Annotated in this window: 23 protein-coding genes; 8 read left to right on the forward strand and 15 right to left on the reverse strand. The window is 73.1% G+C overall.

Features of this window, described 5'->3' with window-relative positions; translation table 11 throughout:
• Nucleotides 1-133: 133 nt before the first annotated feature.
• Genes ACH4C6_RS09375 through ACH4C6_RS09385 form a run of 3 tightly spaced genes read left to right on the forward strand, consistent with a single transcriptional unit; the run spans nucleotide 134 to nucleotide 4,625 of the window.
• Nucleotides 134-982 carry a hypothetical protein gene (locus ACH4C6_RS09375; protein WP_398107948.1) on the forward strand — a complete coding sequence of 283 codons (849 nt, stop codon included), beginning with the start codon at nucleotides 134-136 and terminating at the stop codon, nucleotides 980-982.
• Nucleotides 983-1,012: 30 nt separating this feature from the next.
• Nucleotides 1,013-2,590, forward strand: coding sequence for a VWA domain-containing protein (locus tag ACH4C6_RS09380; RefSeq protein WP_398107949.1), 1,578 nt, complete (start codon nucleotides 1,013-1,015; stop codon nucleotides 2,588-2,590).
• A 22-nt stretch (nucleotides 2,591-2,612) separates the two neighbouring features.
• The gene (locus ACH4C6_RS09385; RefSeq protein WP_398107950.1) at nucleotides 2,613-4,625 is read left to right on the forward strand and encodes a protein kinase; all 2,013 of its coding nucleotides are present in this window, start codon (nucleotides 2,613-2,615) and stop codon (nucleotides 4,623-4,625) included.
• 18 nt (nucleotides 4,626-4,643) lie between these two features.
• Here the strand turns inward: ACH4C6_RS09385 and ACH4C6_RS09390 are convergent, their stop codons facing one another.
• From ACH4C6_RS09390 to ACH4C6_RS09405, 4 genes are all read right to left on the reverse strand, one after another.
• The gene (locus tag ACH4C6_RS09390) at nucleotides 4,644-4,958 is read right to left on the reverse strand and encodes a hypothetical protein (RefSeq protein ID WP_398107951.1); all 315 of its coding nucleotides are present in this window, start codon (nucleotides 4,956-4,958) and stop codon (nucleotides 4,644-4,646) included.
• 113 nt (nucleotides 4,959-5,071) lie between these two features.
• Nucleotides 5,072-5,521: an ATP-binding protein gene (locus tag ACH4C6_RS09395; protein WP_398107952.1), complete on the reverse strand. Its 450-nt coding sequence runs from the start codon at nucleotides 5,519-5,521 to the stop codon at nucleotides 5,072-5,074.
• A 92-nt stretch (nucleotides 5,522-5,613) separates the two neighbouring features.
• Nucleotides 5,614-6,048, reverse strand: coding sequence for a response regulator (locus tag ACH4C6_RS09400; protein ID WP_398107953.1), 435 nt, complete (start codon nucleotides 6,046-6,048; stop codon nucleotides 5,614-5,616).
• A gap of 3 nt (nucleotides 6,049-6,051) precedes the next feature.
• Entirely contained in the window at nucleotides 6,052-6,420 is a 369-nt protein-coding gene (locus tag ACH4C6_RS09405; RefSeq protein ID WP_398107954.1) for a hypothetical protein, read from the reverse strand.
• 119 nt (nucleotides 6,421-6,539) lie between these two features.
• Between ACH4C6_RS09405 and ACH4C6_RS09410 the strand changes: the two genes are divergently transcribed.
• Together ACH4C6_RS09410 and ACH4C6_RS09415 are read left to right on the forward strand one after the other, a co-directional pair.
• A complete protein-coding gene (locus ACH4C6_RS09410) occupies nucleotides 6,540-8,126 on the forward strand; it encodes an ATP-binding protein (RefSeq protein WP_398107955.1) in 1,587 nt (528 codons plus the stop codon).
• A complete protein-coding gene (locus ACH4C6_RS09415) occupies nucleotides 8,123-9,340 on the forward strand; it encodes a PP2C family protein-serine/threonine phosphatase (RefSeq protein ID WP_398107956.1) in 1,218 nt (405 codons plus the stop codon). Before ACH4C6_RS09410 ends, ACH4C6_RS09415 begins: the two co-directional genes overlap by 4 nt.
• A 69-nt stretch (nucleotides 9,341-9,409) precedes the next feature.
• Here the strand turns inward: ACH4C6_RS09415 and ACH4C6_RS09420 are convergent, their stop codons facing one another.
• Both ACH4C6_RS09420 and ACH4C6_RS09425 read right to left on the reverse strand, forming a co-directional pair.
• The gene (locus ACH4C6_RS09420; RefSeq protein ID WP_398107957.1) at nucleotides 9,410-9,823 is read right to left on the reverse strand and encodes an SRPBCC family protein; all 414 of its coding nucleotides are present in this window, start codon (nucleotides 9,821-9,823) and stop codon (nucleotides 9,410-9,412) included.
• Between the two features lie 314 nt (nucleotides 9,824-10,137).
• Nucleotides 10,138-13,551 (reverse strand): RHS repeat-associated core domain-containing protein, encoded by a 3,414-nt coding sequence (locus ACH4C6_RS09425; protein ID WP_398107958.1) that lies wholly within the window; start codon nucleotides 13,549-13,551, stop codon nucleotides 10,138-10,140.
• 365 nt (nucleotides 13,552-13,916) lie between these two features.
• Here ACH4C6_RS09425 and ACH4C6_RS09430 point away from each other — a divergent pair, with 365 nt between their 5' ends.
• A complete protein-coding gene (locus ACH4C6_RS09430; protein WP_398107959.1) occupies nucleotides 13,917-14,291 on the forward strand; it encodes a hypothetical protein in 375 nt (124 codons plus the stop codon).
• A gap of 258 nt (nucleotides 14,292-14,549) precedes the next feature.
• Here the strand turns inward: ACH4C6_RS09430 and ACH4C6_RS09435 are convergent, their stop codons facing one another.
• Nucleotides 14,550-15,308, reverse strand: coding sequence for a DeoR/GlpR family DNA-binding transcription regulator (locus tag ACH4C6_RS09435; RefSeq protein WP_398107960.1), 759 nt, complete (start codon nucleotides 15,306-15,308; stop codon nucleotides 14,550-14,552).
• Between the two features lie 48 nt (nucleotides 15,309-15,356).
• Here ACH4C6_RS09435 and ACH4C6_RS09440 point away from each other — a divergent pair, with 48 nt between their 5' ends.
• Nucleotides 15,357-15,740 carry a DUF4406 domain-containing protein gene (locus ACH4C6_RS09440; RefSeq protein WP_398107961.1) on the forward strand — a complete coding sequence of 128 codons (384 nt, stop codon included), beginning with the start codon at nucleotides 15,357-15,359 and terminating at the stop codon, nucleotides 15,738-15,740.
• Nucleotides 15,737-16,399, forward strand: a complete 663-nt coding sequence (locus ACH4C6_RS09445; protein ID WP_398107962.1) for an NUDIX domain-containing protein — start codon at nucleotides 15,737-15,739, stop codon at nucleotides 16,397-16,399. Before ACH4C6_RS09440 ends, ACH4C6_RS09445 begins: the two co-directional genes overlap by 4 nt.
• Nucleotides 16,400-16,406: 7 nt before the next feature.
• Here ACH4C6_RS09445 and ACH4C6_RS09450 read toward each other — a convergent pair whose 3' ends face one another.
• The 8 genes from ACH4C6_RS09450 to ACH4C6_RS09485 all read right to left on the reverse strand — a co-directional run bounded on the left by ACH4C6_RS09450 (nucleotide 16,407) and on the right by ACH4C6_RS09485 (nucleotide 25,050).
• Nucleotides 16,407-17,372: a GNAT family N-acetyltransferase gene (locus ACH4C6_RS09450; protein ID WP_398107963.1), complete on the reverse strand. Its 966-nt coding sequence runs from the start codon at nucleotides 17,370-17,372 to the stop codon at nucleotides 16,407-16,409.
• A gap of 92 nt (nucleotides 17,373-17,464) precedes the next feature.
• Entirely contained in the window at nucleotides 17,465-18,271 is an 807-nt protein-coding gene (locus ACH4C6_RS09455; protein ID WP_398107964.1) for an LppX_LprAFG lipoprotein, read from the reverse strand.
• A 201-nt stretch (nucleotides 18,272-18,472) separates the two neighbouring features.
• Complete coding sequence (locus tag ACH4C6_RS09460) at nucleotides 18,473-19,204, reverse strand: 4'-phosphopantetheinyl transferase family protein (protein WP_398107965.1); 732 nt, start codon at nucleotides 19,202-19,204, stop codon at nucleotides 18,473-18,475.
• A gap of 9 nt (nucleotides 19,205-19,213) precedes the next feature.
• Complete coding sequence (locus tag ACH4C6_RS09465) at nucleotides 19,214-20,467, reverse strand: MFS transporter (protein ID WP_398107966.1); 1,254 nt, start codon at nucleotides 20,465-20,467, stop codon at nucleotides 19,214-19,216.
• A 41-nt stretch (nucleotides 20,468-20,508) separates the two neighbouring features.
• Nucleotides 20,509-20,778 carry a hypothetical protein gene (locus ACH4C6_RS09470; protein ID WP_398107967.1) on the reverse strand — a complete coding sequence of 90 codons (270 nt, stop codon included), beginning with the start codon at nucleotides 20,776-20,778 and terminating at the stop codon, nucleotides 20,509-20,511.
• 128 nt (nucleotides 20,779-20,906) lie between these two features.
• Nucleotides 20,907-22,199 carry a glutamate synthase-related protein gene (locus ACH4C6_RS09475; protein WP_398107968.1) on the reverse strand — a complete coding sequence of 431 codons (1,293 nt, stop codon included), beginning with the start codon at nucleotides 22,197-22,199 and terminating at the stop codon, nucleotides 20,907-20,909.
• Nucleotides 22,196-24,631: an amino acid--tRNA ligase-related protein gene (locus ACH4C6_RS09480; protein WP_398107969.1), complete on the reverse strand. Its 2,436-nt coding sequence runs from the start codon at nucleotides 24,629-24,631 to the stop codon at nucleotides 22,196-22,198. The genes ACH4C6_RS09475 and ACH4C6_RS09480 overlap by 4 nt, the downstream gene beginning before the upstream one ends.
• The gene (locus ACH4C6_RS09485) at nucleotides 24,628-25,050 is read right to left on the reverse strand and encodes a cobalamin B12-binding domain-containing protein (protein ID WP_398107970.1); all 423 of its coding nucleotides are present in this window, start codon (nucleotides 25,048-25,050) and stop codon (nucleotides 24,628-24,630) included. Before ACH4C6_RS09485 ends, ACH4C6_RS09480 begins: the two co-directional genes overlap by 4 nt.
• Between the last annotated feature and the right edge of the window lie 246 nt (nucleotides 25,051-25,296).

Consider the following 25,296-nt stretch of genomic DNA (forward strand, 5'->3'; position numbering starts at 1 on the left):
CTCCCCCGCCCGGCCCCACCGGGTCCCGCCAAACGGGGGGCGGGGGGGGGCGGGCCCCCCCCCCCCCCCCGCCCCGGGGGGGGGGGCGGGGGGGGGGGCCCCCCGCCCCCCCCCCCCCGCGGCCCGCTGGGACGTGCTGTGCGGGCTGATCGGGCTGCCACCCGCCGGCTTCACCGGCGCGGTCGCCCCGGCGTCCGCGCCGGGCTCGCACGACCCGGTGGGCAGGGTCGACACCTATCTGTCCGCCTTCCAGGCGGAACTGGATCCGCGCTCCGTCCGCCCGTACGCCGCCATGGTCGTCCAGCACCTGCTGACCGGGGTGTTCGCCGTCGACCCGGACACCGGCCGGGGACCGGGGCCGGCCGCCCGTCACCTGAGCATGCGCGTCCTCGACGGTCCCGGCTCCTACGCGGACCTCGTGGCCGACACGGTGGAGCGCCTGGCCACCGAAGTGCCGTACTGGAAGGAGACGGAGGCCGACCGGGCCTGGCTCGAGCGGATCGCGGAGCGACTGCCACGGCTGCGTTCGGCCCTCGCCCTGCGCGAGGTGCACCGGGTCGCCCTGCACCTGTCCGGCACACCGCAGGACTGCGAGACGTTCGCCGCCCACGCGTGCTCGGCCCGCCGCACCGGCGCCGCGAACGAGGGGATCCGCGCCGCCCTGGAGGCCTGGGCCCTGCGCGGCCGGCCCGGCGAACGGGTCCGGTCCTTCCTCGAGGCGTACCGCCGGCAGTGGGCGCGGTACGCCGGTGACGGCCGCGCCCTGGAGGAGTGCGAGGACCTGGAGCGCGCCCTCGCCCTCAACGGACGCAACAGCCCGGTCCTGCGGCACTACTGCGACCACGCCATCCGCGAACTGACCACCAGCAAGGCCGAAGCACTCCGGGAGATCCAGCGCCTCCAGGAGGAGCAACGGCGCTACGACGAGGAGATCGGCCGGCTCCACGCGCTCGACAGATCCGCCGGCCGCATCCGCGGCTGACGGACCCACCCACCAAGGGAGACCCCTGCCATGGCGACCACCCGGCCGACGGCCCGTGCCGCTCTGCTGCTCGTCCTCACGACTCTGCTGGCCCTGGCCGGCGCTCCCCCCGGAACGGCCGCGCCTGCTCCCGTCCCCCGCGACGACATCTACCGCTCGCTCAAGGTCGACGACGTGCCCGCGGCCTACGTCGTCCTGGTGGACGTCTCCAGCTCCATGCAGGACAAGGGGCCCGACGGCACGCCCCTCTACACCACGGTCAAGCGCCGCCTCGCGGACTTCCTCGACAGCCTCACCCCCGCCGACCAGGTGGCCGTCGTCACCTTCGGCCGGGCCACCAGCGTCGTCCACCCCATGTCCCGGGCCGACCGCACCGACGACCTGATCGACCGGGAACTGCCCCGGAGCGCGGAGGAGTCCGCGAGCGACCACGGGGCCGCGCTGGAGGCCGCCGCCGACCAACTCGACCGCAGCGAGGCGCCGGTGGGCGCGGTGCTGATGCTCACCGACGGGGCCGTCCAGGCGCCCGGCAGCCCCTACTCCCGGCTGGGCAGCCCCGCATGGGACAAGGTGCGGGACCGCTTCGACGCGCTGGGCACGGACCGCAGGATCATGGGGTACGGCCTGCCCCTCACCGACGGCACCGGCGTCTCCGAGGTCCTGGGGAGCGCCTTCGGCACCCCGCGCATCCTGCCGGCCGACCCGGCCGCCCTCGGCACGCAGCTCAGCACCGCCAAGGACCAGGTACGCGCGCAGAAGGCGGTCAGTCTGCTGCGGGCCGACCGGGGCGGCACGGTCACCGTCGCCGTCGCCGGAGAGGACGTACGCCGCGGCCGGGCCGGCGCGATCACCGTGGGGGCCGGCGACACCACCGGGGAACGCACCAGGACGCTCACGGTCACCCTCCGCTCCAAGGCCCGGCACGTACCGCTGGAGGTACGGCTGACGGGCACCGGGGACGCCGAGGTGACCACGCCCGGCGGTCCCGTCACCCTCCAGCCGGGTGCCAGGAAGACGGTGCGGGTGACCCTGTCGTGGCGTCAGGAACCCCGGTTCAGCCTGCTGCCCGTCTCGCGCGACTTCACCACGCACGCCTTCCTGCACACCCGGGTCTCCTCCCCCTGGACGTCCACGATCCGTGGCTCCCTGGCGGAGGGCAGCTTCGCCACGGGCAGGCCCGTCGTCACCGAACTCGACGTGCGGGGCACCGTGCCCGGCCGGACGCCCGGCTGGCTCTATCCCTTGGTCCTGCTCGTGCTGCTGCTCGGGGGCGCGGCCTGGTGGCGCCGCCACAAGCAACTCCACCCGGAGCTCTCCGGCTTCCTCGTCGTCACCGATCTGCGCACCGGCGACCGCCAGACCATCCCGCTGCGCGGCCGGGAAGTCGTCCAGGACACGGACGCCGGGCAGGTGCGCGCCCGCGTCACCGTCCGTGGCCGGCAGGACGGCGGCCGTCCGGTCCTCCTGCTGGACTGCGAGCGTGAGGCGTCGCGTCCCGGCGGGGCACCTCTGCGGGACACCGGAACCTGCGAGCTCGGCAAGTCGACGGTGCTGTGCGGCATCGGCCTCTCGCACGAGACGACGACCGAGGCATCCGTCCTGCGGTGACGCCCACGAGAAGGGACGCAACATGGTGATGCCACTGGATCCGGCCGGCGACCCGTCCGAGGCCGCGGGCTTCCGCCTGGTGGGCCGCCTGGGGACCGGCGGCTTCGGCACGGTCTACCTCGGCCGGCGCCGGGAGGAGGGGCACGGCCCGGCCACGCTGGCGGCCGTGAAGGTGCTCAAGAGCGAATTCACCGACGACGCGCAGCACATGCAGCGCTTCCACCAGGAGAGCAAGGCCCTGGAGCGTTGCCGCGGTGCGCGCATCCCCGAGCTGCTGGCCTTCGACTTCACGACGGGCCGGCGGCCGACTCTGGCCACCCGGTTCATCCCGGGCCTGTCGCTGTACCGCATCGTGGAGACGCACGGCGGCCCCCTGCCTCCGGACGCCGTCCATGCCGTGGCCGCGGAACTCGCCGACACCCTGAGTGCCGCCCACACCAAGGGACTTCTGCACCGGGATCTCCACCCGGGCAACATCCTGCTCACGCAGGACGGGCCGTGGATCATCGACTTCGGGCTGACCCGCATCCGCGGCCAGCGGGTCACCCTCACCCTGGACATGATCATCGGTCACCCGCACTTCTGCGCGCCGGAACAGGTCCGGGGACTGGCCTCGACCGGACAGGCCACCGACGTCTTCGGCATCGGCGGCACCGTCCTGTACGCCCTCACCGGTCACCCCCCGTACACCGCGGCGAACGACGCCCGGGCCATGCTCACGCGCCGGATCGGCGGCGCGGCTCCCGACCTGTCCGGCCTGCCGGACGACGCCGTCGGCCGGCTCGTGCGCGCCTGCCTGGCGGAGGAGCCCTCCGACCGGCCCCGGCTCGACGAGGTCGCGGCCGGCTTCGGCCAGCCCGGCGCACTGCGGCTGCCCTCCGACGTCACCCGTGCCCTGGCCGCCTACCGCACACAGTTGCGGGACGTCCTGGCGACGGCCGGTGACACCGCCGACCTGACCGTTCCGTTCCGGCCCGGGCGGCGCAGCTGGAGCACGGAGGCCGGCGACTGGCCCCACAGCGTCGCGGCGACCGAGGACGGCACGGTGGTCACGGCCGATCGCGGCGGCACCGTGCGCTGGCTGGACGGGAGCACCGGAGAGGAAAGGGCACGTCACACCGGCTTCACCGCGCCGGTGCATCTGTGCGCCGACGGGGAGGTGCTGATGGTGTGCGACTCCGCCGACCGGCTGGAGGCATGGAGCACCCGCGAACACACCAGGTGCTGGGCGGCTCCCCCCGGCACCCTCAGCCGCGCCCGGCTGCTGCTGCGCGGGCAGAGCGTGTTCCTCGGCGACGCGGACGGCCTGCTGCGTCACTTCGACGCGGTCACCTGCCGGATGTGGTGGCGCAGCAGACCCCTGGGGGACGCCCCGGTGGTGCCGGTGGCCGCCGGTACGCACCAGGTGTACCTGTCGGCCGCCCGCGGACTCGACCTGTTCGCCGTGGACGACGAGGACGGCTCGCCTGCCTGGAAGGCACCCGCTCGGCTCACGGCACCGGTGCTCGCGCCTCCGTTGCCCCTCGACGAGCATGTGGTGGTCGCCGACGGCAGGGGCACCCTGAGGTGCCTGGCGGCCGCCGACGGCTCCCCTGTCTGGGAGGCGCACCTGGGCGCACCCGTGGTCGCCTCGCCGATCCGGGTCGGCGGCTCCCTCGTCACCGCGGACACGGCGGGAACCGTGCACTGTCACGACGCGGCCGGCGGAGCGGTGCTGTGGACGGCGCACCACGGCCGGCGAGAGGAGTTCTTCACTCTGTGCACCGACGGTGCGGCGGTCTACGCGGGCGGCTGGAGCGGCCGGCTGCACGTACTGGACGCGGCGGACGGCACCTCGTTGCAGAGCGTCGCTCTGGGAGGCCAGATCGTGGCAGCGGTGTGCGGGCCGGGAAGCCGGGCCGTGTACGCCGTCTCGTCGACGGGTGCCCTGCACGCGTTGCCCTGTGCCCCGGCGGCGGCCGGACCGGCGGTCGCCGGCACGGCGCGCGACCCCGCGGTGGTCGCGGGAGCCCGAGGAACGGCCGGTGGGGCGTGACGGCGGCTCACACCCCGGTCACGGCCCGGCCGTCTCGGTCGAACGCCCGGACGGCACGGGGTGTGGTGCGGTGGGCTCGGGGGGAGCCGCGAACTGCAGGGGAAGCAGGCGGTTCCAGTACCGGTGCAGCGTCTGTGCCGGGGAGTCGGCCGGGGGCGTCGACGCGTCGTCGCGGAAGACCCGGTGCAGTTCCTCGACGCGTTCCGGGGCCGGCACGTCCGGGTCGGCGTACGGCCGGCGTGCGCGGGAGCTCCACCAGCGTGCGCCGAGCGCGGCCCCGGCGGCCGCCGCGGCAGTGATGATCATGACCTCGCGAGGCGGTACGGCCTGCATGACACTCCCCCGATTCCCAGGACCAGGCGCAGCACTTGCCTATGGGGGTGTCCCGCGCGGCGCGGTTCATGCCCGCGCGGTCCGCCCAGGACGGGCGGATCCTCGGTGAGCCGTCAGGGGCCGCCCGCGTCGTCGGCGAGTGCGATGCGGGCGGTGATGCGTTTGCCCGACTCCACGCGCTCCGCTTCGAAGCCCTGCGAGACGGCCATGACGATCTCCAGGCCGTGCTGGCCGATCCGGCCCGCGTCCGCCGCCCTCGCCACCGGGAGCACCGGGTCGGAGTCCCACACCGACACCTCGATCACGCCGCCGTGGATCCGCAGGTCCAGCCGCGCCGGACCCGGTGCGTACTTCCCGGCGTTGGTGACCAGTTCGCTGACCACCAGTTGCGTCACGTCCGTCGCGCGCTGCGAGACGGGCACGCCGTGGACGGTCCCGGCCTGGAGGAGGAAGTCGACGGCGCGGTGACGCGCGTGCGCGATGCACGTGCCGTCACCGTCGAGATCGACCGAGATCTGAGGGTGCTGCTCGCCGATGCGCGCAGCTATGCCGTCACCCAACATCTGGACCCATTACGTTGCCTCGTGCTCCCCCCTCGCGCCCCGCGCGCACCCTGCCGGCGGCAGCGACCGCTGCCGGCGCAGTCCGGTCGTCCTCACTGCTTCGGCGGCTTCACGGCGATGTCGAGGTAGAAGGCGTCGATGCTGCGGACCGCCGCCTCGAACTCCTCGAGGTTGACCGGCTTGGTCACGTAGGCGTTGGCGTGCTGGTGGTACGCGCCGGTGACGTCGTCGGGAGCGGCCGAGGTGGTGAGCACGACCACCGGGATGGTGCGCAGTTCGGCGTCCTCCTTGACCACGGCGAGGAACTCGCGGCCGTTCATGCGCGGCATGTTGAGGTCGAGCACGATGAGGTCGGGGCGCTCGTTGCCGGGGTCGCGCAGGTAGTCCAGGGCCGCGATGCCGTCGGAGACCTGGGTGATGTTGCGGGTGCCGCGCTCGGACAGGGCGTCCTGGATGAGCATCGCGTCGGCGACGTCGTCCTCGACCAGCAGCACGTCGTGGGGGCGGGTAGCGGCGGCAGCGGCCATGGGTCACAGGCTCCGAGAAGTGGGAGGGGTGGTGGAAAGGTGGGTGGTGCCGGTGATGAGCCCGGGCCAGCGTCGCCGGGCTCCCTGGCGGCTCATGCTCACGGCCTGGCCGATCTCCGGATAGCCGGCTCCGCTCGCGGCGGCGGCCCGGGCCGCTTGGTCCTCGAGCAGGCGCACGGCGTCCTTGACGCCGCTGATCACCCTCAGACGCACGAGCGCGCGTCGCCGGGCGTCGTCGGCAGCCTCGCCGGAGTCCGCCGGTGGGTGGAGGCCGTACTGGGCGAGGCGCCGGGTGATGTCCTCCACCACCGCGCTCACCAGCGCAGCCGTCTCACCGCCGGGCGGATCGGGCAAGGGTGGTGGAGCAGGCATGGGGCCACCTTAAGGCGTTGATCTCTCCCGAGACAACGTGTGTTGTCGGGGCCGGTACAGTGGGCGTGCCGTGTCCCAGGCCGTGATCCCGGCCCGCCGAGGGGGAGCAACAAACCGCCATGAACAGCGAACAGTCCGTGACCGACACAGTGTTTTCGGGCTGGACCACTCGGCGATGGCTGCGTGCGGGGGTCGCCTCGACGCTGGTCGTGCTGGCCGTGCTCGGGTCGCTGGGCGGCTGGGCGATGTGGCGCACCTCACAGCTGACCGACGAGCTCGTCGACCGGCGCTCCCCCGCCCTCATCGAGGCGATGCGGCTGGAGGCGGCCCTGGTGAACCAGGAGACCGGTATCCGGGGATACGGCCTGTCCGGCCGCTCGGACTTCCTGTCGCCCTACCAGCAGGGCGAGGCCGACCAGGACGCGGCCCTGCGCCGGCTGCGGCCGCTGGTCGAGACCGACGAGGGCGCCCGCGCGGACCTGGCCGAGGTCGAGAAGCTCGCCCGCCGCTGGCAGGAGCGCATAGCCCGTCCCGTCTCGTCGGCGTCCCCCGAGAACGCGGTACGGCTCGCCACCTCGCGGGCCGAGGAGGGGCGGACCACGTTCGACTCGCTGCGTCGGACGATGACCGGCCAGCAGGCCCGCCTCCAGGGCGAGAGGACCGCGACGAACCGGCAGTTGCGGCAGGCGGAGACCTTGCGGAACTGGATGTTCGCGGTCATCGCCCTGGTGATCCTGCTGGTGGCGGCACTCATCTTCGAGGGCCTGCGCCGGGGTGTCACCGGCCCGCTCGCCGTGCTCAGCGCCTCGGCCCGCGACGTCGCCCGCGGCCGCTTCGACCGCACCCTGAGCGTGACCGGCCCCTCCGACCTGCGTCAGCTCGCCTCGGACGTGGAGTCGATGCGGCGGCGCCTGGTGGAGGAACTGCAGTTCAGTGAGGACTCCCGCCGCCTGCTCGACGAACAGGCCGAGGACCTGAAGCGGTCCAACACGGAACTGGAGCAGTTCGCCTACGTCGCCTCCCACGACCTGCAGGAGCCCCTGCGCAAGGTGTCCAGCTTCACCCAGCTGCTGCAGCGGCGCTACGGCGGCCAGCTGGACGCGAAGGCCGATCAGTACATCGCCTTCGCCGTCGACGGCGCCAACCGCATGCAGAGCCTCATCAACGACCTCCTGGCCTTCTCCCGGGTGGGCCGGATCCTCAACGACCACCAGAAGGTCGACCTCGAGGCGGTGCTGGACGGGACCCTGAACGACCTCGGTGTGTCCATCGAGGAGACCGGTGCCGAGATCACGCACGACCCCCTGCCCACCGTCGTCGGCGACGCGAGCCAGATGGGCATGCTCTGGCAGAACCTGCTCTCCAACGCGATCAAGTTCCGCAGCCCGGGACAGCCGCCGCGGATCCACGTCGCCGCCACGAAGGACGGTGCCGACTGGCGGTTCGCCGTCAGCGACAACGGCATCGGCATCGCCCCGGAGTTCCGGGAGAAGGTCTTCGTCCTGTTCCAGCGCCTGCACACCAAGGACGCCTACCCGGGCACGGGCATCGGCCTGGCGATGTGCAAGAAGGTCGTGGAGTTCCACGGGGGCACCATCACCATCGACCCGGAGTACACGTCCGGCACCCGCGTGGTCTTCACCCTCCCCGTGAGCGAGGCCGGCACCGGCCCCGACACCGATCGGGAGAGAGAGGCGCAGCCGTGAACACCCCCTCGGCACGGCATGCCGTACCGTTCCGCATCCTCCTGGTCGAGGACGACGACGGCGACGCCCTCCTCGTGGAGGAACTCCTTCACGACACCGACCTGCCGCACTCCCTCGCCCGCTGCCGCACCGCCGCCGAGGCGCGTGCGGCGCTCGCGACCCGTCCCGTGGACTGCGTGCTGCTCGACCTCCACCTCCCGGACGCCTCCGGGGTGCAGACGGTCCAGGCGATCCAGGAGGAGGCCGAGGCCGCCATCATCGTCCTGACCGGCCTGGACGAACCGCGCGCCGGAGTCGACGCCCTGGCCGCGGGCGCGCAGGACTACCTGGTCAAGGGCAAGGTCGAGCCCGATCTGATGCAGCGTGCCGTCCGCTACGCCGTCCAGCGAAAGCAGGCGGAACGCGCCAACGCGGCCCTCCAGATCGGCCGGCTCAGGGCGGAGGAGAACGCGCGCCTGGAGCGCGGCCTGCTGCCCGAACCCCTCCTGACGTCGACCGCCGTCACCGCCGCGAGCCGCTACTACCCCGGGCGGGCCCAAGCGCTGCTGGGCGGTGACTTCCTGGACGTCGTCCAGACCGACGACGGACAGGTGCACGCCGTCATCGGTGACGTCAGCGGCCACGGCCCCGATGCGGCGGCCCTCGGCGTCTGCCTGCGCATCGCCTGGCGCTCACTGACCCTCGGCGGCCACCGGGACCAAGGGCTGCTCCACCTGCTGGAGCAGATACACATCGCCGAACGCGCCAACACCAACCTGTTCACCACGTGCACCCTGATCACCCTGGACGCCGACGCGGCCCGGCTCACCCTGCACCTGGCCGGTCACCACGCGCCCCTGCTGATCACGCCCGACGGTACGACGGAGATCGAGGCCGCCCACGGGATGGCCCTCGGCATCGCCCCCGGCCTGGGCAAATGGCCCGCCACGACGCTGACGCTGCCCGCGCAGGGCGCCCTCATCGCCTACACCGACGGGCTCATCGAGGGCTTCTCCGACGTCGCCGGGGCCCGTCTCGGGGTCGACGGGCTGCTGCGCATCATGGACGAGCTGCGCACGTCGGATCCGGGCAGCCACCTCGACCAGCTCATCGGCAGGACGCGCACGCTCAACGCCGACCGGCACACCGACGACCTCGCCATTCTGCGCCTGGACTGGAACGCCGGAAGCGTCCCGCACACGGCCGACGAGTGGCGCACGACACCCTCCACCTGACGCGCTGAAGGGTGTCGTGGCTGTGTCGTGGCTCTTGGTGTGTGCCGTGCCGGCCGGGGAGGCGTTCGATCAGCGGTCGGCGGCCTCGGCGGCGTTCTTGATGCCGCGCAGGGCCTCCTCCAGGCCGTGGTCCACCTGGGCGCCCTCGGTGCTGTCCGTGTGCAGCTGGACGGTCAGGCGCGACGTCGCGGCGTCGTCACCCGGATCGATCTGAAGCCGGCCGTGGTAGTCGTGCTCGCCGGGGGCGCCCCACTCCAGCGTCTTCCCGTCCTCGATGACGTGGATCCACGCCTCGCTGGTGACGTCCTTCTCGGGGGCGTCCGGCGGGTCGATGTGGGCCGTGACGGTGACCTGGTCGCCGCCGTGCGGCCGCGCGGAGGTCAGGCGCGGCAGGTAGGCGGGCAGGTTCTCGACGTCGGCCAGGTAGGCGAAGAGCCGGTCCGGTGCGACCGTGACCGTGATCGTGTCGTTGTAGTCACCCATGCATGCGGGGTTCCTCGGCGCGTGTGCCGTGAAACGATTCCGGCGGCCGGTCGCCCGTCGGATGCGGCGAACGGACGCATCCCCCGCGTCGCCGGTGCCGGCGCGCGCCGGTGCCGGTGGTGCATGAGGCGCACCACCGGCACGACGCACGGCTTCGCTCTACTTGCGTCCCCGCTTCTTCACGATGAACGCCAGGACGAAGCAGACGACCACGAAGGCGATGACCCAGCCCGTCGCCGGCAGGTAGTCATAGCGTCCTGAAGTCTCGGCTGTCGTCATCGAGTCCTCCTCGGGTTCGGTCCGCGTGGTGTCCGTCAGCCTGAGATGCTGTCCTCCGCGTGGTTGCCCAGTTTCTCGCCGAGTACGAGGCATCCTGCCGCGACCAGGAATCCTCCGACCCCGGCGGTCGCCAGACCCGCCGCCCCGGCGAGCGCGGTGCACGACGCCTCGGCCGCCGCGCCGACCGCGGCACCGGCCGCGATGCCCCACAGCTTCCTGCCGTTGCCCTCCTGGAAGGCCATGCCCGCCTCGGCGGCCGACTTGACGTCGAGGAGCTTGCCGACGGTGTCGACGACCCAGTACGTGCCGCTCGGGTCGATGCGGTTGAGCGGGTCGCCCTCGGCGTAGAGGTAGGGGTTCTTCTCCTGCCCCGAGGGGTCGGGCTGGGTGAAGCGGCCGATCTGCGGGTCGTAGTAGCGGGCCCCGAAGTGGTAGAGGCCCGTCGGGTCCTGGTAGCCGCCCGTGAACCGGTAGGGCTGGGGAACGGTCTCCGTGGTGCCCGCCCGGCCGATCCCGGTCGGGGTGTAGCGGTAGGTGTTCACCTGCTTGCCGCTCTCGTCCACGAGGGCGGTGACGGAGCCGAGGGCGTCGGTGAGGTAGTAGTAGTTCTTCCCGCCGGTGGTGAGGGAGTTGAGGGTTCCGCCGGGTTCCCGGATGAACTCGGTGTCCTTGCCCGCGGTGGTCTGCCCGGACAGCCCGAGGGGCCCGTTGTGGAAGACGGTCGTGCCCAGGCGGACGCGCTCACTGCTGTCGGTGCTCGCGTACTGGGCGCCGTAGGTGGTGTCGCGCACGGTGAGGGACTTCAGCTGGCCGAAGTCCGTGTACTGCTCGGCGGTGCGGGTGGTCTCGGTGGTCGGGGCGGCCGCGGTCTCGTTGCCCGCCTTGTCGTAGGACCAGTTGGTGGTGATGCCGTTGCGGGCGATGAGCTGGGAGGCGTCGTCGTAGGTGTAGGCCGTGGTGCCGGGGCAGCCCGGGACGGTGCCCTGGGAGACGAGGTTGCCGGCCGGGTCGTGGCAGTACTGCCAGGAGGTCTTGCGGCCCGACGCCTCGATCTCCTCGGCAAGGGTGGCGCGCCCCACCGAGTCGTACCCGTAACTCGTCCTGGTCCGGGAGAGGTTGTCCGTGCGGGAGCGTATCTTGACGCCGTCCAGGCTGTCGCTGCCGGCGGTGTAGGAGTAGGTGTACGTCAGGTCGCCGGTGATACGGCCGGACGGCGCGATGTGCTTGATGTTCTTCGGGCGGCCGGAGGTGTCCAGTTCCACGGCCTGGACGGTGCCGCCCGGGTAGGTCGTCCTCGTGCGGGCGTCGTTGTTGTCGTACTCGTAGGTCGTCTTCTTGTCCGTGGGCCCGGTCAGCGACGTGAGCCGGTTGGCGGCGTCCCAGGCGTAGTCGGTGACGCCGCCGGGGTCGGTGTAGGTGTCGACGTTGCCGTCGGCGGTGTAGGCCAGCACCGTCTGCGATCCGTCCTGGAGCGTGCGGACCGTCTCCCGGCCGAGCGCGTCGAAGCGATAGGTCTGGATGCCGGTTCCGTCGGTCCGGGAGGTCAGGTTGCCGTCGTCGTCATAGGTGTAGCTCACCGTGGACTGCCCGGTGGTGACCTTGGTGACGCGATCGCGGTCGTCGTAGGTGTAGGTGCTCTTCACGCCCCGCCCGTCGGTGGCGGTCGCGGTGCGCCCGAGCGCGTCGTAGGTGAACACCGCCGGGTTCTGCGGGGCGGGCGGTGTCGCCGAGACGAGGTCGCCCTTGCCGTCGTACCGGAAGGACGTCTTCTTGTTGTTGCCGTCCGTGGCCGAGCAGGTCTGCCCCTGGAAGCCACCGCACGTGGGCGTGGCCTCGTTGTGGGTGAACGTGCGGGTGCCCCCGCCGGTGCCGGTGGTCGCGATGGTTTTTGTGTTGCCGGCCGTGTCGTAGGTGAACTCGGTCTTCTCGCCGTCGGGGCCGTTGACGCTGGAGGGGACGTCGGCGCCGGCGATCGTCTGCCAACTGCCGGTCGCCGTGGCGCCGGTGGGCAGCTTGGCCGAGGTGGGGTTGTTGCGGGTGTCCCAGCCGTAGGTGGTGACGTTGCCGCCGGGGCCGCCGTTGCCGGTGCCCATCGCGTCGGTGGCCGTCTGCACCAGGTGGTCCTTGTAGGTCTTCGACCGTTCGTGCTTCAGCCCGTCGACGGTCCTGGTGACCTCGCCGTCGGCGTTGTGGTGGTACTCGCTGGTGTGCCCCAGCGGATCGGTCACGGTGGTGACGCCGGCGTCGCGGTGACCGGCGCCCGTGTAGGAGTACGTGTACGTCGGGCCGGGGCCGCCGCCCTTCTCGGAGTAGCGGCGCAGTGAGGTGACCCGGTCCTGGGAGTCGTAGGTGAACACGGAGGACCGGGACTCCGAGGTGGTCAGCTTCACCAGTCGGCCGTCGCCGTCGTAGGCGAACGCCGTCGCCTTGCCGGCGGTGTCGACCGTCCGGGTCAGGCGGCCCGAGGTGTCCAGTTCGTAGGAGGCCGTGCGGCCGCTGCTGTCCTTCGCCTGCCAGGTGCGCTCGCCGGTGCGGGTCAGGTCGATCCACCGGCCGGAGCGCGTCTCGGTCAGCTTGAAGCCGGCGGGAGCGCCGGAGGAGTCCTCGTGGGCCGTGACGGTGACGGAGCCGTTGTTGCGGTCGCTCACCTTGGTGAGCTGCCCGGCGGTGTCGTAGGTGTCCGCCAGACCGGAGGAGCGGTCGGTCAGGGTGTAGGTGCCGTCCGCGTTCTTGCGCAGGTCCTTGGAGTACCCGGCCGGAGTGGTGAAGGTCCCGTCGGCGTTCCTGCGGTACTCGACGGTGGCTCCGGTGTCGTCGTAGTGGAACACCTGGTCGCTGAACGACAGGTCCAGCCGCCGCTCGTACCCGAGCCACCACTGCGCGCCCACCTCGCCGTAGGGGGCGTCCAGGGAGTTGTAGGTGCGGGTGAGCCGCAGGCTCTGGCCGACGCCCGCGACGTCGAAGTCGGTGGCCGCCAGCATCAGGTTGCCGGTCGAGTAGTCGATCCGGCCGACCAGGGCGTCGGTGATACGGAAGTCGCTGATCCGATGCCAGGGAACGGCCCCCTGGCCTTCGGGCACATAGCGCTCGGGTGCGGCGGCGCCCGAGCGCGAGGGCGCGGGCTCCTGTCCGCGCAGTCGTCTCTCCTCGCGCTGCTGCCAGGCCCGTTCGCCCGCGCCCGGAGCGGCCGACGCCACGGAGCGCGGGGGTTCGGTGACGCCGACACGGACGGGCGGCGTCTTCGCGGGCGTCGATCTGCCCCAGTGGGACTCCGTGGTGGCCGTGGGTCCCTCGTGCGGAGCCGCGAGGGCGGGCGCGGCGCCGGCCGTCAGGGCGAGGGCGACGGCCAGACAGGTCAGGGTGGTCAGGGACAGGGTGTGCCGGGCGCGGACCCGTCCACGCCGTGGTGCGGAGGCGTCGGGTAACGCCCGGGACGACTCGATGTGCATGGTTCTCCCCCTTGTGCAGACGAGTTCGGCGGCCTGTGGACCGTCGAACGGGGCCGAGGGACACCACCCTGGCCGCATCCGCACCAGGGGCAATACCCACCGCATTCGGTTGGGCCGATAACGAGTCAATCTCCGGACGGTTTTCCGTGTTGCTCTGCAGGACCGCGGCGATGAATCGAGCGGAAAATACGTGGACCACCGGATTCGGAAAGGCCGGAAACCGTTGGCGGACGGCCGAGTTCCGGGCGGCACGTCCTTTGCAGGGGCCTTCTCCGATCGACTCCGGAAATCCAGCGGAATGTCTCCCTCCTCCGCTTGCCGTTGCTACGGTGATGCCGCATCGACACCGAAAGAGGAGGCGTATCGTGCGCAAGCGCTTATTCACGGCCCTGGTGGTTTCCGCCGCGTTCTCCGGCGTGCTCGCCGTGTCACCCACCGCGTCCGCGGAGCCCGACCCCTCGGGCTGCGGCAAGGGCTTCTTCTGCATCTACGCAGGCGAGGGGCAGACCGGTCAGCTCCTGGTGAAGACCGAGGGTGACTGGACGGGCAGTGTGAGCGGCCGCTCGGTGTTCAACAACGGCGTCGAGTACCCGGGCGAGGACCACATCCAGCTCACCTGGACGTACAACGGCGGGACGTACGAGGATTGCCTGCATTACAACCCCGGGCCCGGTGACTACAAATGGAACTTCACGGCCGGTGTGGTGTTCACCAAGGCCGTGTGGCGGGGCGAATGCTGACGTGAATCCGCGTACCTCCGGCGGTTCCCGCATTTCGTCTCCCGCAGGAGAGCGCGGGACGGCTGCGCCGGATTGCCGGAGGCGCGGCGGATTCGCTGCCCGAAAAGTACGGCAGGGCGGGAGCCCGGGACGCCCGCCGCCCCGGCCGCTGAAATTCGCGACGTCACCGCAAGGTTAGACGGGTGGCCGGTCGCGCCGGTCCTGACACATGTCAGGACCGGCTTCGACGGTTGCCGGCCATCCTGGTCCTTCCGCATGTCAGCCCGCCGCCACGATCCGCACCCCGAGGGCCGTCAGTTGCTCGACGACCGTGTCCCCGGGGGCCGCGTCGGTGATCAGACCGGTGACCTTCTCCCAGGGCAGGACGCGGTACTGCGAGGCTGTGCCGATCTTCTCGGAGGACGCCAGGATGTAGGTGTCGGCGGCCCGGGCGGACAGGGCGCGTTTCATCGCCGCTTCCTCGGCGTCCCCGGTGGTCAGGCCCGCCTCGGGGTGTACGCCCGTGACACCGAGCAGGCAGAGGTCGGCGGAGACGTTCTGCGCGGCCTCGACCGCGGCGGCACCGCAGGTGACCGCCGAATGCTTGAAGACCCGCCCGCCCAGCAGGAAGAGCTCCGCACCGGGGTGGTCGAGGAGGGCCGCGGCGATCGTCGGACTGTGCGTGATCACGGTGCAGACGAGGTCCTTCGGCAGCGCTTCGGCGACCGCGAGGGCCGTGGTGCCTCCGTCGAGGATCAGCGAGCCGTGCGGCCGCACCAGGCCGGCGGCCACCGCGGCGACCCTTCGCTTGCCCTCCGGCGCCACCGCCTGCCGCGCGTCGTAATCCACCACCGCCGGGGACGCGGGCAGGGCGCCCCCGTACACCCGCTGGCACAGTCCCTCGGCTGCGAGTTCCCTCAGGTCGCGCCGCACGCTGTCCTCGGAGATCCCCAGCTCGGCGGCGACGTCCTTGGCGACGATCTTCCCGGTGCGGGCGAGGAGACCGAGGAGGTGCTCGCGTCGTTCAGCGGCCAGCATGCACGTTCCTTCCTGATGTTGCCTGTTTCTGCGTGTAGTCTAGCGGCCATGACCGACAAGCCGATGCTCATCCTGATCGCAGGCCCCTACCGCTCCGGTACCGACGGCGACCCACAGGCCATGGCCGCCAACCTGGCGCGCCTCGAAGACGCGGCCTGGCCCGTCTTCGCGGCCGGCCACCTTCCGGTGATCGGCGAATGGATCGCCCTGCCCGTCCTCCGGTCCGCCGGCGCCGATCCCACCGCCCCCCTCGCCGACCAGGTCCTCTACCCGACCGCCGACCGCCTCCTGGCCCACTGCGACGCGGTGCTGCGCCTGCCCGGCGCGTCCACCGGTGCCGACCAGGACGTCGCCACGGCCCGGCGGCGCGGCCTGCCCGTCTACCACGACGTGGCCGAGATACCCCGCCGCACCCCGCAGGAGGCCGCGTGACGAGCCGCCCGGGCATCGACACACCCGACCACCGCGGACGCACCCACCTCGACCGGGCCGGACGGGGCCTCGATCGCAACCCCGGCGTCGTGGTCCGCGACGTCGAGCTCACGTCCCAGGGCTGGCACGTGCTGCGCCGCACCACCTTCGACTACCGCCGGCGCGACGGACGGTGGGAGACGCAGCAGCGCGAGACCTACGACCGGGGCAACGGCGCCGTCGTCCTGCCCTACGACCCGGACCGCGGATGCGTACTGCTCACCCGGCAGTTCCGGTACCCGGCCTATGTGAACGACCACCCCGACGGCATGCTCGTCGAGGCCGCGGCGGGCCTGCTCGACGGGGACGACCCGCGCACGGCCATCCGACGCGAGAGCGCCGAGGAACTCGGCGTCACCCTCGGCCCCGTCACCCACGCCCTGGACGCCTACATGAGCCCGGGCTCCGTCACCGAACGCCTGCACTTCTTCACCGCTCCGTACCGGCCCGAGGACCGGACCGGGAGCGGCGGCGGGCTGGAGGAGGACGGCGAGGACATCGAGGTGCTGGAGCTCCCCTTCGCCGAGGCCCTCGCCATGACCCGGGACGGACGCATCGTCGACGGCAAGACCATCCTCATCCTGCACTGGGCGGCGCTGAGCGGACCTTTCGCGGGGTGAGCGGCAGTCACGGCGCGGTGCTCGTACGCAGTTGCCACGTGTCGATGGCCTGGTCGGGCTTCATGCCCAGGTGCTCGTAGAGCGCGAGGGCGCCGGTCGCGTTCTCCGTGTCCACCCCGAGGCCCACCGTGGCCCTGCCGCGGACGGCGAACGCGGCGAACGCGGTGCGCAGGAGGTGTGCACCGACGCCGCGGCCGCGCGCGTCCTGGAGGACTCCGAGGTGCCGGACCCACCCCATCGTCAGGCGGTTGTCGTGGGCGGCGAGGGCGCCGACCGTGCCGCTTCCCGCCACGTCCGCCAGCCACACCAGCGACGGATCGGCCTCGGTGGTCGGCGTGGCCAGTCCTTCGCGCCACTGCTCGAAACCCGCGGGGTGATGGCTGAAGTGGTCGACGAAGGCCTTCTCGACGAGGTCGTGAGCGAGCCGCAGGTCCGCTTCGGACGCGCAGGGGCGTACGGACACTCCCGGCGGCGGGGTCGGCGGGGTGTCGGTGTCCGCGGCGACGGGCTTGGTGAGCACGTGGTACCGGCGCACCGGCTCCCAGCCCCGTTCCCGCAACAGGGTGGCGTCGAGCGTCGAGGGGTCCCTGAGGTAGAGGTGGCACACCGCTTCGGGCCGGCCGTTGGCGCGGGCGATGGCCGCAGCGCGGGCGGCCATCAGGTCGAGCAGGGCGGCCCCCGCCTCGTGGTGTCCGGGCAGCGAGTAGTGATCGGCGTCGATGTGTCCGGTCCCGTGGCTGTCGCAGACCAGCGCGTAGCCGGCCAACGCCCCGTCCTCGTCGAAGGCGAGCCAGGTGTCCGTCTCGGGCCGGGTGCCCGACAGCGTCATGTCGCGGACGACCTCGGCCACTTCGGTTCCCGGTTCGCCGGTCTCGATGACGTCGATCGTGTTGATCAGTTCGCATATCCCGGCGGCGTCCTCGACCGTGGCCGGCCGTACGGTGACGCGCGAGGTGGCGGAGCGCTGTGGCATGACGGTCAGTGTGTGCGGCGGTGGTCAGGGGTGCAACGGCTTTTCCGCGAGCCGGATCGCGGCCCCGCGGGACGGGGGGAGGGTTTGCCGGTTCAGCCGTTGAGGACGCCGCCGACCTCGGAGACCGGGACCGTGTCCGCGGCCGGCGGGACCTTCACGCGGATCGGCTCGCCGATGTCCGACAGGGTCATGGTGTGCTGGACCTGTGCGCCGGACAGGTTCACGCTCATCCGGGTCCTCGCCGGCCGTCCGCGGCCGTCGACCCACACGTCGGCGAAGACGGGGATGTCACTGCCCAGGGCGTCCCGCACCTGGTCCATCTTCGTGCGCACCTCGGGGGCCATGCGCAGGGTGACGGTCCGGTGGTCGAGGATCCCGCGGTAGTGCACGGTGCGCACGCCCCGGATCTTCTCCTCGCCCTCGCGGGAGATGTCGCGCAGGGCGGCGATCTGCCGCAGGACGTGCTCCGGGTCGTTGAGCGGGGCGCGCAGCAGGTAGTGGGCCTCCGCCTTGTCGCGGGGCAGGACTCCCCAGGTGCCCTTCTCCATGCCGGCGGCGCCGCTGACGTAGATCTGCCCGTCGGCGAAGACCTGGTCGCTGTGGTCGATGGCGCCGCCGGGGAGGTCGACCGCCAACTGGCCCTTGCCGGCCGAGAAGTCGAAGCCGCCCGTGACGGTGAGGTCGTACACCTCGCCCTCGCCCTCCAGCCTGACCTCCTGGCGGACCGCGGCGCTGGTCCCGCGGAGACGCGCGACGGCCTCCCGTACGGCGGAGCGGGGGTCCGACGCGGCGCGGGAGGCCGGTGTCGACGCCGGTGCCTCGCGGTCCTCGGCATCGGCCGTCGCACATCCGGCGCACAGCAGCACGGCAGCGGCGACGAGCACGAGAGGGCGGCGCATGGGGTCTCCCAGGTCCGGGCGAGCACGCGGCCCCGGTGGCACCGTCTCGCGCCGCGATCATACGGACGGCGCGCACGGCAGTGCGAATCGGGAACGGTGCCGCCCACAGGTCGCCGACCAGGGGCGGGGAGCAGGCGGAACGACGGGACGGCGGTGCCGGGTCGCGGTGACCCGGCACCGAGGTGCGGCTGTGCGCGACGGTCAGGGTGTGCGCAGGGCCACCGCCGCGCAGTGGCCCACCGGGACCGTGACGTCCGCCAGGGACCAGCCGGGCACGGAGGCCGGCCGGGGGCCCGAGCCGACGTAGTCGGCCGAGGGATCGGCGGACAGGCCCACGCCCAGCCCTTTCAGGTAGGCCTCCTTGCGGGTCCACACCCGGGTGAAGGCCGCCGGCCGCTCGGTGGCGGGGAGGCGGGAGAGTTCCGCCGCCTCCCGTGGATGCAGCACGTCGGCGGTCTCCAGGATCGTCGCCGGCGCCACCAGTTCCTCCACGTCCACCCCGACGGGGGCGGTGGCGAACGCCAGGAGGCTCAGGCCGGTGCAGTGCGAGAGCGAGAAGTGCAGGGTGTCGCCGGGCAGGACGGGTCTGCCGTGGGGTTCGTCGCAGTGCCGGCACGGCGCCCGCTCGATGACGACCTCACCCGGCGCGATGTCGAGGTAGAGGCCGAGGAGGCGGCGCAGCGCCACGTGCGCGCAGACGTAGGAGTCGCGGTCGGCGGTCCGGACGAACTCGGCGGCTCGCGCGAGTTCCTGGTCGTCGAGGACGGTCGGTGCCCGGCGCTCGGCGTGGGTGCGGTACTCGCTGGTGTCCACCAGCCACACCTCCGGGCCCGGGGACGGGTGGGGTGTGCCGTCCGGTCCACCGCCGGGGTCGGGGGCGGAGCCGGTCAGCCGCCGGGGCAGCAGCAGGCGGGGAACGGTCAGGACGGTCATGGCCCTCCTTCAGGCGGCGGCCGGGACGGGCGTCTCGGCGGGCTTCTGCGCGGCTTCCCGGGGCTGGGCCGGGTGGCGCAGGGCGAGGACGGCGGCCAGCGGGGAGACGAAGGCGATCGTGCCGCACAGCAGCCAGGTGGCCTGCACGCCCAGCACGAGCGACAGGCTGCTGAAGACGGCGATGGAGATCGGGGCGGTGCCGATGCCGGCGAGCGCGAGCGTGGACATCGCCGCACCCATCCGCTCCTCGGGAGCCGCCTCCTGGTAGAGCGTCACGATGGCGGGCCCGTTCAGGCCGGACAGCAGGCCGACGGCGGCGGCGACGGCCGTGAGCGACACCACCGACGGCATCAGCGCCATGACCAGGATGCCCGCGGCCAGACCCGCGCCGGTGACGACCAGGCGGACGTACATCGGGATGCGGTGGGCCAGCACGGCGCCCAGTGCGCTGGACCCGAGGGCGCCGACGCTGAACGCGGCGAGCACCACGCCGACGGCACTGACGCCCCAGCCCCGCTCGGACACCAGCAGCGGCAGGGCGACCTCCGCGGGCCAGCTGAACGCCATGTCCAGGGACAGGGAGGCGAGGAACATCCAGCGCAGGCGGGGGTGGCCGGCCAGCAGCCGGAAGCCGTCACCGGAGCGCTTGATCAGTGAGGCGCCGGGTTCCGGCTCGGGCCGGCGGAAGCCGTGGGTGACGTGCAGCAGGCAGCCCAGCCAGATCGCGCCCGTGACCGCACCGGCGGCCAGCGCCAGCCACAGTTCCCCCACCGAGATGAGGAACGCGCCGGTGGGGGCGCCGAGGATGGGGGCCACCCGCAGCACCATGGCGTACAGGGAGTTGGCGCGGGCCAGCTGGTCGCCGCGCGCCAGCATGGGCAGCAGGACGCCGGAGGCGGGTCCGGCCAGGCCCAGCAGGACGCCCTCGATCAGGGCGATCACCACCAGCGGCCAGAGGGACTCGGTGGTCGCGGTGATCACGGCGCCGGCCGCCAGCAGCACCACGCGGGCCGTGGTGGTGCGCAGCAGCACGAAGCGCGGGCCGAGGGTGTCGGCGACGGCCCCGCCGAAGATGAGCATGAGGGCGCGCGGCACGGTCGCGGCGAGCATCAGCAGGGTGACGGCACCGGTGCCCCCGAGCTGGACGGCCGTCCAGTTCATGGCGATGAGCAGGGCGAAACTGCCGAGCTGGACGGCGGCTTGACCGCCGACGAGGGAGCCGACCCGGCCCCAGGGGACCGAGTGCTGTGCGGTGGTGTCCATGGAGGTACCTGTTCTGTGCGAGGGAGAGGGGTGGGCCGGGGTCAGGGGCGGCGGGCGGCCAGGGCGTGGTGTACGGCCCGGTGGGCGGCGTGGGCCGCTTCGGTGTCCCGGGGTGCGCGGCCGTACGTGCGCAGTTCCAGGTGCCCTCCGAGGTGGGCGAGCCCGGCTTCGCGCAGGGCACGGGTGGCGGCCGTGCCGGCGGTCCCGGCGCCGGGGCCGGGCCGGACGCTGACACCGGGGATCCCGTCGGTGCCGGTGAGCCGGAACCGGGCCCGGACCAGCCCGCGAGCGGAGCGAGGACGGTCCGCCACGGCCGGGCCGGACCGGCCGCGGGCCGGATCCGTGCGGGGTCGTGCCGGTGCCGGGCCCGAGGCGGGGCGGTCGCCGGGTCGCCGCCGCACCCCGGGCGGTTCCGCCGACGCCCCGCGGGCGGACCGGCTCACGGCTGGTCCCCGGCCGTCACGGCAGGCACCCGGTCCGGGGCCGGGTCCGGACCCGCGGCCGGGTCCCACAGGTCCTCCGGCGCCAGGTCGCCGACCCGGTACTTGCCCAGCGCGCTGACCAGCAGGCGCAGTTCCAGTGCCAGGGCGTCGACGAGGCGGACCAGGCCCTCGTCCGGGTCCTCGTCCACGGCGAGCAGTGCCGCCCGGCCGAGGCCGACCGCACGGGCGCCCAGCGCGAGGGCACGCACGGCCCGGCCGCCCTCCCAGATCCTTCCGGTGGCCAGCAGGTCCCCGGCGGGCGTGCCGATGCGCCGCAGGCACTCGCCGAGCGGCAGGCCGACCGCGTCGAGGAAGACCCGGGGCGCCCAGCCGGTACCGCCCTCCGCACCGTCCACGGTGACGGCGTCGGCACCGGCCGCCCAGGCGGTGGCGGCGGCCCGGGCCACGTCGCGGCCGGGGTGGAACTTCACCCAGGTGCGGGCGAGGGGGAAGTTGTTCCGCATGAACCGCAGTTGCTGGCGGACGATCTCCTCGGTGAAGGTGCCGGGCGTGGCGCAGCGCAGCCGCCGGGCGGGATCGCCCAGCACGTCCTGGACCGTGAACTGCCCGGCCAGCCGCTCCCCTTCGGCGGCGTCGACCACGGTCATGCCGCCGAGGCCCGGCTTGGCGCCCTGGCCTGCCTTCAGCTCGAAGCCGAGCCGGCCGGAGTCGCGCAGGGCCCGGGTGCCGGGGTCGCTGTAGAGGAGGTTCCACACCTCCGAGTCGGCGTCCTCGGTGGACTGTTGCACCACCACCCCGCCGACGCCGTCGGCCGCGGTCTCCGCGTAGACGGCGATGCGCTCCAGCAGGGCCGAACGCACCCGCCCGGCGTCGCCGCCGCGCCGGTAGCCGTGCACCGGCACCATGTTCTCGCCGATCACCAGGGGGATGCCGAGGCGTGCGGCCTGCCGGGTCGCGGCCAGGGCGAGGTCGCCGCTGCCGGCCCGGGTGGAGCCGAACGCGGAGAGGTACAGCGGCAGCCGGGTGGCGAACCCGCCGGTACGGCCGGACAGGTCGACGTCCTCGTGGGAGGGTTCCCGGCCGAGGTCGATCAGCTTCTCCAGCCGCCGGGGCATGAACACCGGTGGGGCGACGCGCAGTCGGTCGAGGTCGTCGGGAGGCTCGGCGGCCGTGGCCCCGAAGAGGGCGCCGCCGTACTCCTCGGCCGCGGGGAAGACGTCGGCGGTGCCGGTCCGGGCCCTCGCGCGTACGCGGCCCTCCGGGAACCCGGTCGCGTGCAGGGCGTTCACGGCGCGATCACCCCCGGCAGCTTCGGGTAGGCGCTGACCTGCCACAGGGAGTCGAGCCCGGTCAGGAAGCGGACCAGTCGCTGCAGTCCCATGCCGAAGCCGGCGCTGGGGCGGATGCCCTCGCGGGCCAGCTGGAGGTACCAGGCGTACTTGGCGGGGTTCTCGCCGCTCTCGCGCATCCGCGTCACGATCGTCGCGTAGTCGGACTCGCGTTCGCTGCCGCTGGCCAGTTCCCCGTAGCCGCCGTGGGCGAGCAGGTCGAAGTTGCGCAGCACGCCGGGGCGTTCGGGGTCCTCGCGGTCGTAGAAGCCGCGTGAGCCCTTGGGGTAGTCGTCGACGAAGAACGGGCGGTCGGCCTCCAGGGACAGCAGCCGCTCGCCGGTCCAGTCGATCTCTGCGTCGGGGCTCTGCGGATGGCCGGCGGCGACGAGCCGGGCGACGGCCTCGTCGTGGGTGCGGGTGTCGAACTTGCCCGACCGCAGTTCCGCGAAGTCGAGTTCGTCGCGGCCCAGTTCGCGCAGCACGTCGGGGACGGCCGTCCACACGTGGTCGACGACGTGGGTGAGCAGTCCGGCGGCGATGTCCTGGGCGTCCTTGCGGGTGCCGTCGGCGAGTTCGACGTCGATCTGGTGGAACTCCACGAGGTGGCGGCCGGTGCCGGCGGTCTCCGGGGGCTCCACGCGCACGTTGGGTGCGACGTAGAACAGGCGCGGGAAGCCCTTCAGGGAGGCCTGCTTGTAGAGGATGGCGCTGGTCATCAGCTTGTAGGGCTGTCCGTAGTAGTCGACGTCGAGTGCCTTGGCGCCCCGGCCGCCGGGGTCGGTGACCGGTCCCACCAACGGCGGCAGCAGCTCGACGAAGCCCTCGCCGCGCAGGAACCCGCGGGCGGCGTACAGGGCTTCCTGCTGGACGAGCATCGCCGAGCGAAGTCGCGGCGAGGCCAGGTGCTCGCCCAGCGCGGGCGGGGTGGTGGCGTCCATGTCGTCTCCAGGTCGTGACGGGGGTGGGGTACGGGGTGCGGGCGTGGCGGGGCGGGCCGGCGGGGCGGGGGGTCGGGGCGTCGCGCGTGCCGCCGGCGGGCCGGGGCGGTCGTAGCGGTCGGCCAGGGTGTGCAGGGCTCGCAGCAGGCCGGTGGAGGTCATGGGGCCGCTCGCGCCGGGCGCGGCGTAGGGCACGGCGGGCATCCGCCCCACGGCGGACCAGCGGAGCGTCCCGTCGGGGGCGAGGAAGCTGCGGCTGCGGCCCGCGTTGTCCGGGTGCAGGCAGTAGGGAACGTCGAGCACCCCGCGTGCGAACGCGGTGCGCAGCGCGCGTCCCGGGTCGTCGGAGAGCTCCAGGACGGCCTCCACGAAGCTGCGCGCCTCCCGGTAGACGGCGCCGTCCGCCGGGGCGCCGGTGCCGTCCCGTTCGGCCAGGGCGGCCGCGGCCGCCGCGGTCTCCAGTGCCCGTACGTTCTCCCCGACGGTCGGGATGCGGTGCGCCTCGGCGGCCGTCTTGACGATGAGCCGCGCGGCACCGGACCGGACGGCGAGGTGGGCGGCGTCCTCCAGGAGCCGGGTCGCCCCGCGCTCGGTGCGGGGGAAGACGCCCATGTAGGCGTAGAGGACGACGTGCCGGTCCACGTCGGCGGGCAGGAACTCCTCGGCGAGGCGGCGCAGCGCGCGGACCGCCTCCACGTCCTGCGCCTGGTCGGTCTGCTGCGCGTAGCTCAGGGAGATGCTGCGGATGCCGTGGCGGACGAAGAAGAGTCCTTCCAGGAGGCTGAGCGCGACGAGCAGTCCGGGCGGGCACAGCTGTCCGAGCATGCAGCCGCCGAAGCTCTCCACGTGGGCGGTGCGGCGGTCGGGGACCAGGGTGGCCAGCAGTTCGCAGGAGCGGGCCCAGTTGTCCACCGACTCGGCGAGCGGAGTGCGGCCGTAGGGCAGGCAGTAGGAGACGGGGCCGCCCTCGGTGGCGTCCAGGCCGGCCGCGGTGAGCGCGCGGATGATGGGTTCGGGCCGGGAGGAGCCGTGCCGGACCTGGACCGGGAAGCCGGGGGCGCGAAGCGAGTCCAGCAGGTCGCGGGTGAGCTCCGGGGGGTGGGTGGCGATGGGGTAGCCGTTGAGCGGGGTGCCCTCGGCGAGCGCGGCCCGGGCGGCGGCGAGGTCGCCGGTGCGTGTGTAGCTGTCGATGGTGAGGGTGCCGACGGTGGTGGCGACGGCGGAGCGGGTGCGCCGCAGGCCCTCGCGCATCCGTCGCGGGTCGCTGAAGCCCATGCGCGGCTGGACGACGAGACGGCCGGCGGCGGCCGCGGCGGCGACGTACTCCCCGAAGGACGCGGTGCGCTCCTGTGCCGCGTCGAGCAGCCCGCCGGTGTGGGCCTCGGCCTCCCGGCCGGCCGCGCCCGCGGTGCGGGCCGGGTGCGGGGCGGGGAGCGTCGCGATGGTGTTCACGCGGCGGCCCGCCCGGCGAAGGTCTCGTCCAGCCACGTGCGCAGGGCGGCGGTGTCGCCGTCGTCGAAGACGGCCGCGCAGCCGGCCCGCAGCAGCCTGGCGCGCTGCTCGGGGTCGGCGCGGCCGGCGACGCCGAGCTTGCCGCCGAGGACGACGGGCGGGTGCGGTCCGGCGGCGCGCAGGGCCCGCAGGGCGTTCAGCCCGTCGCGGTACCCGTGGCCGTTCACGCTGCTGATGACCACCAGGTCGGGCCGCTCGGCCGCGCAGGCCCCGGCCAGCAGTTCGCCGCCGACGCACGGACCGAGGTTGCGCACCCGGTGCCCGCACTCCTCCAGGAGCAGCTGGAGATAGACGAGGTTCCAGGTGTGGGAATCCGAGGCCGTGCCGGTCAGCAGGGTGTTCACATTCCGTCGTCGCATGCTCAGAAATATAGGAGAACAAGGCTTTCCGGAGAGGCAGTTGCGGCGGCAGGATCACGGGAAGAACGGCTTTTCCGTCAGCCGCGGGAAAAGACCGCCGGCGGCGCGGGGACGAAAAGGGCCGCGGCCCCGGCCAGCACGGGGGGCGGGCGGGGGGGGACCACGGGGGCGCATGTGACGCGAATTTCGCGGCCACGGTCAGCGGGCGGCTTGGGGGCCACTTGCGCGGCAGGTACTCGAGGGCGG

It is taken from the genome of Streptomyces sp. NPDC017943 (assembly GCF_044328425.1).
In the GTDB taxonomy this organism is placed as follows: Bacteria; Actinomycetota; Actinomycetes; order Streptomycetales; family Streptomycetaceae; genus Streptomyces; species Streptomyces djakartensis_A.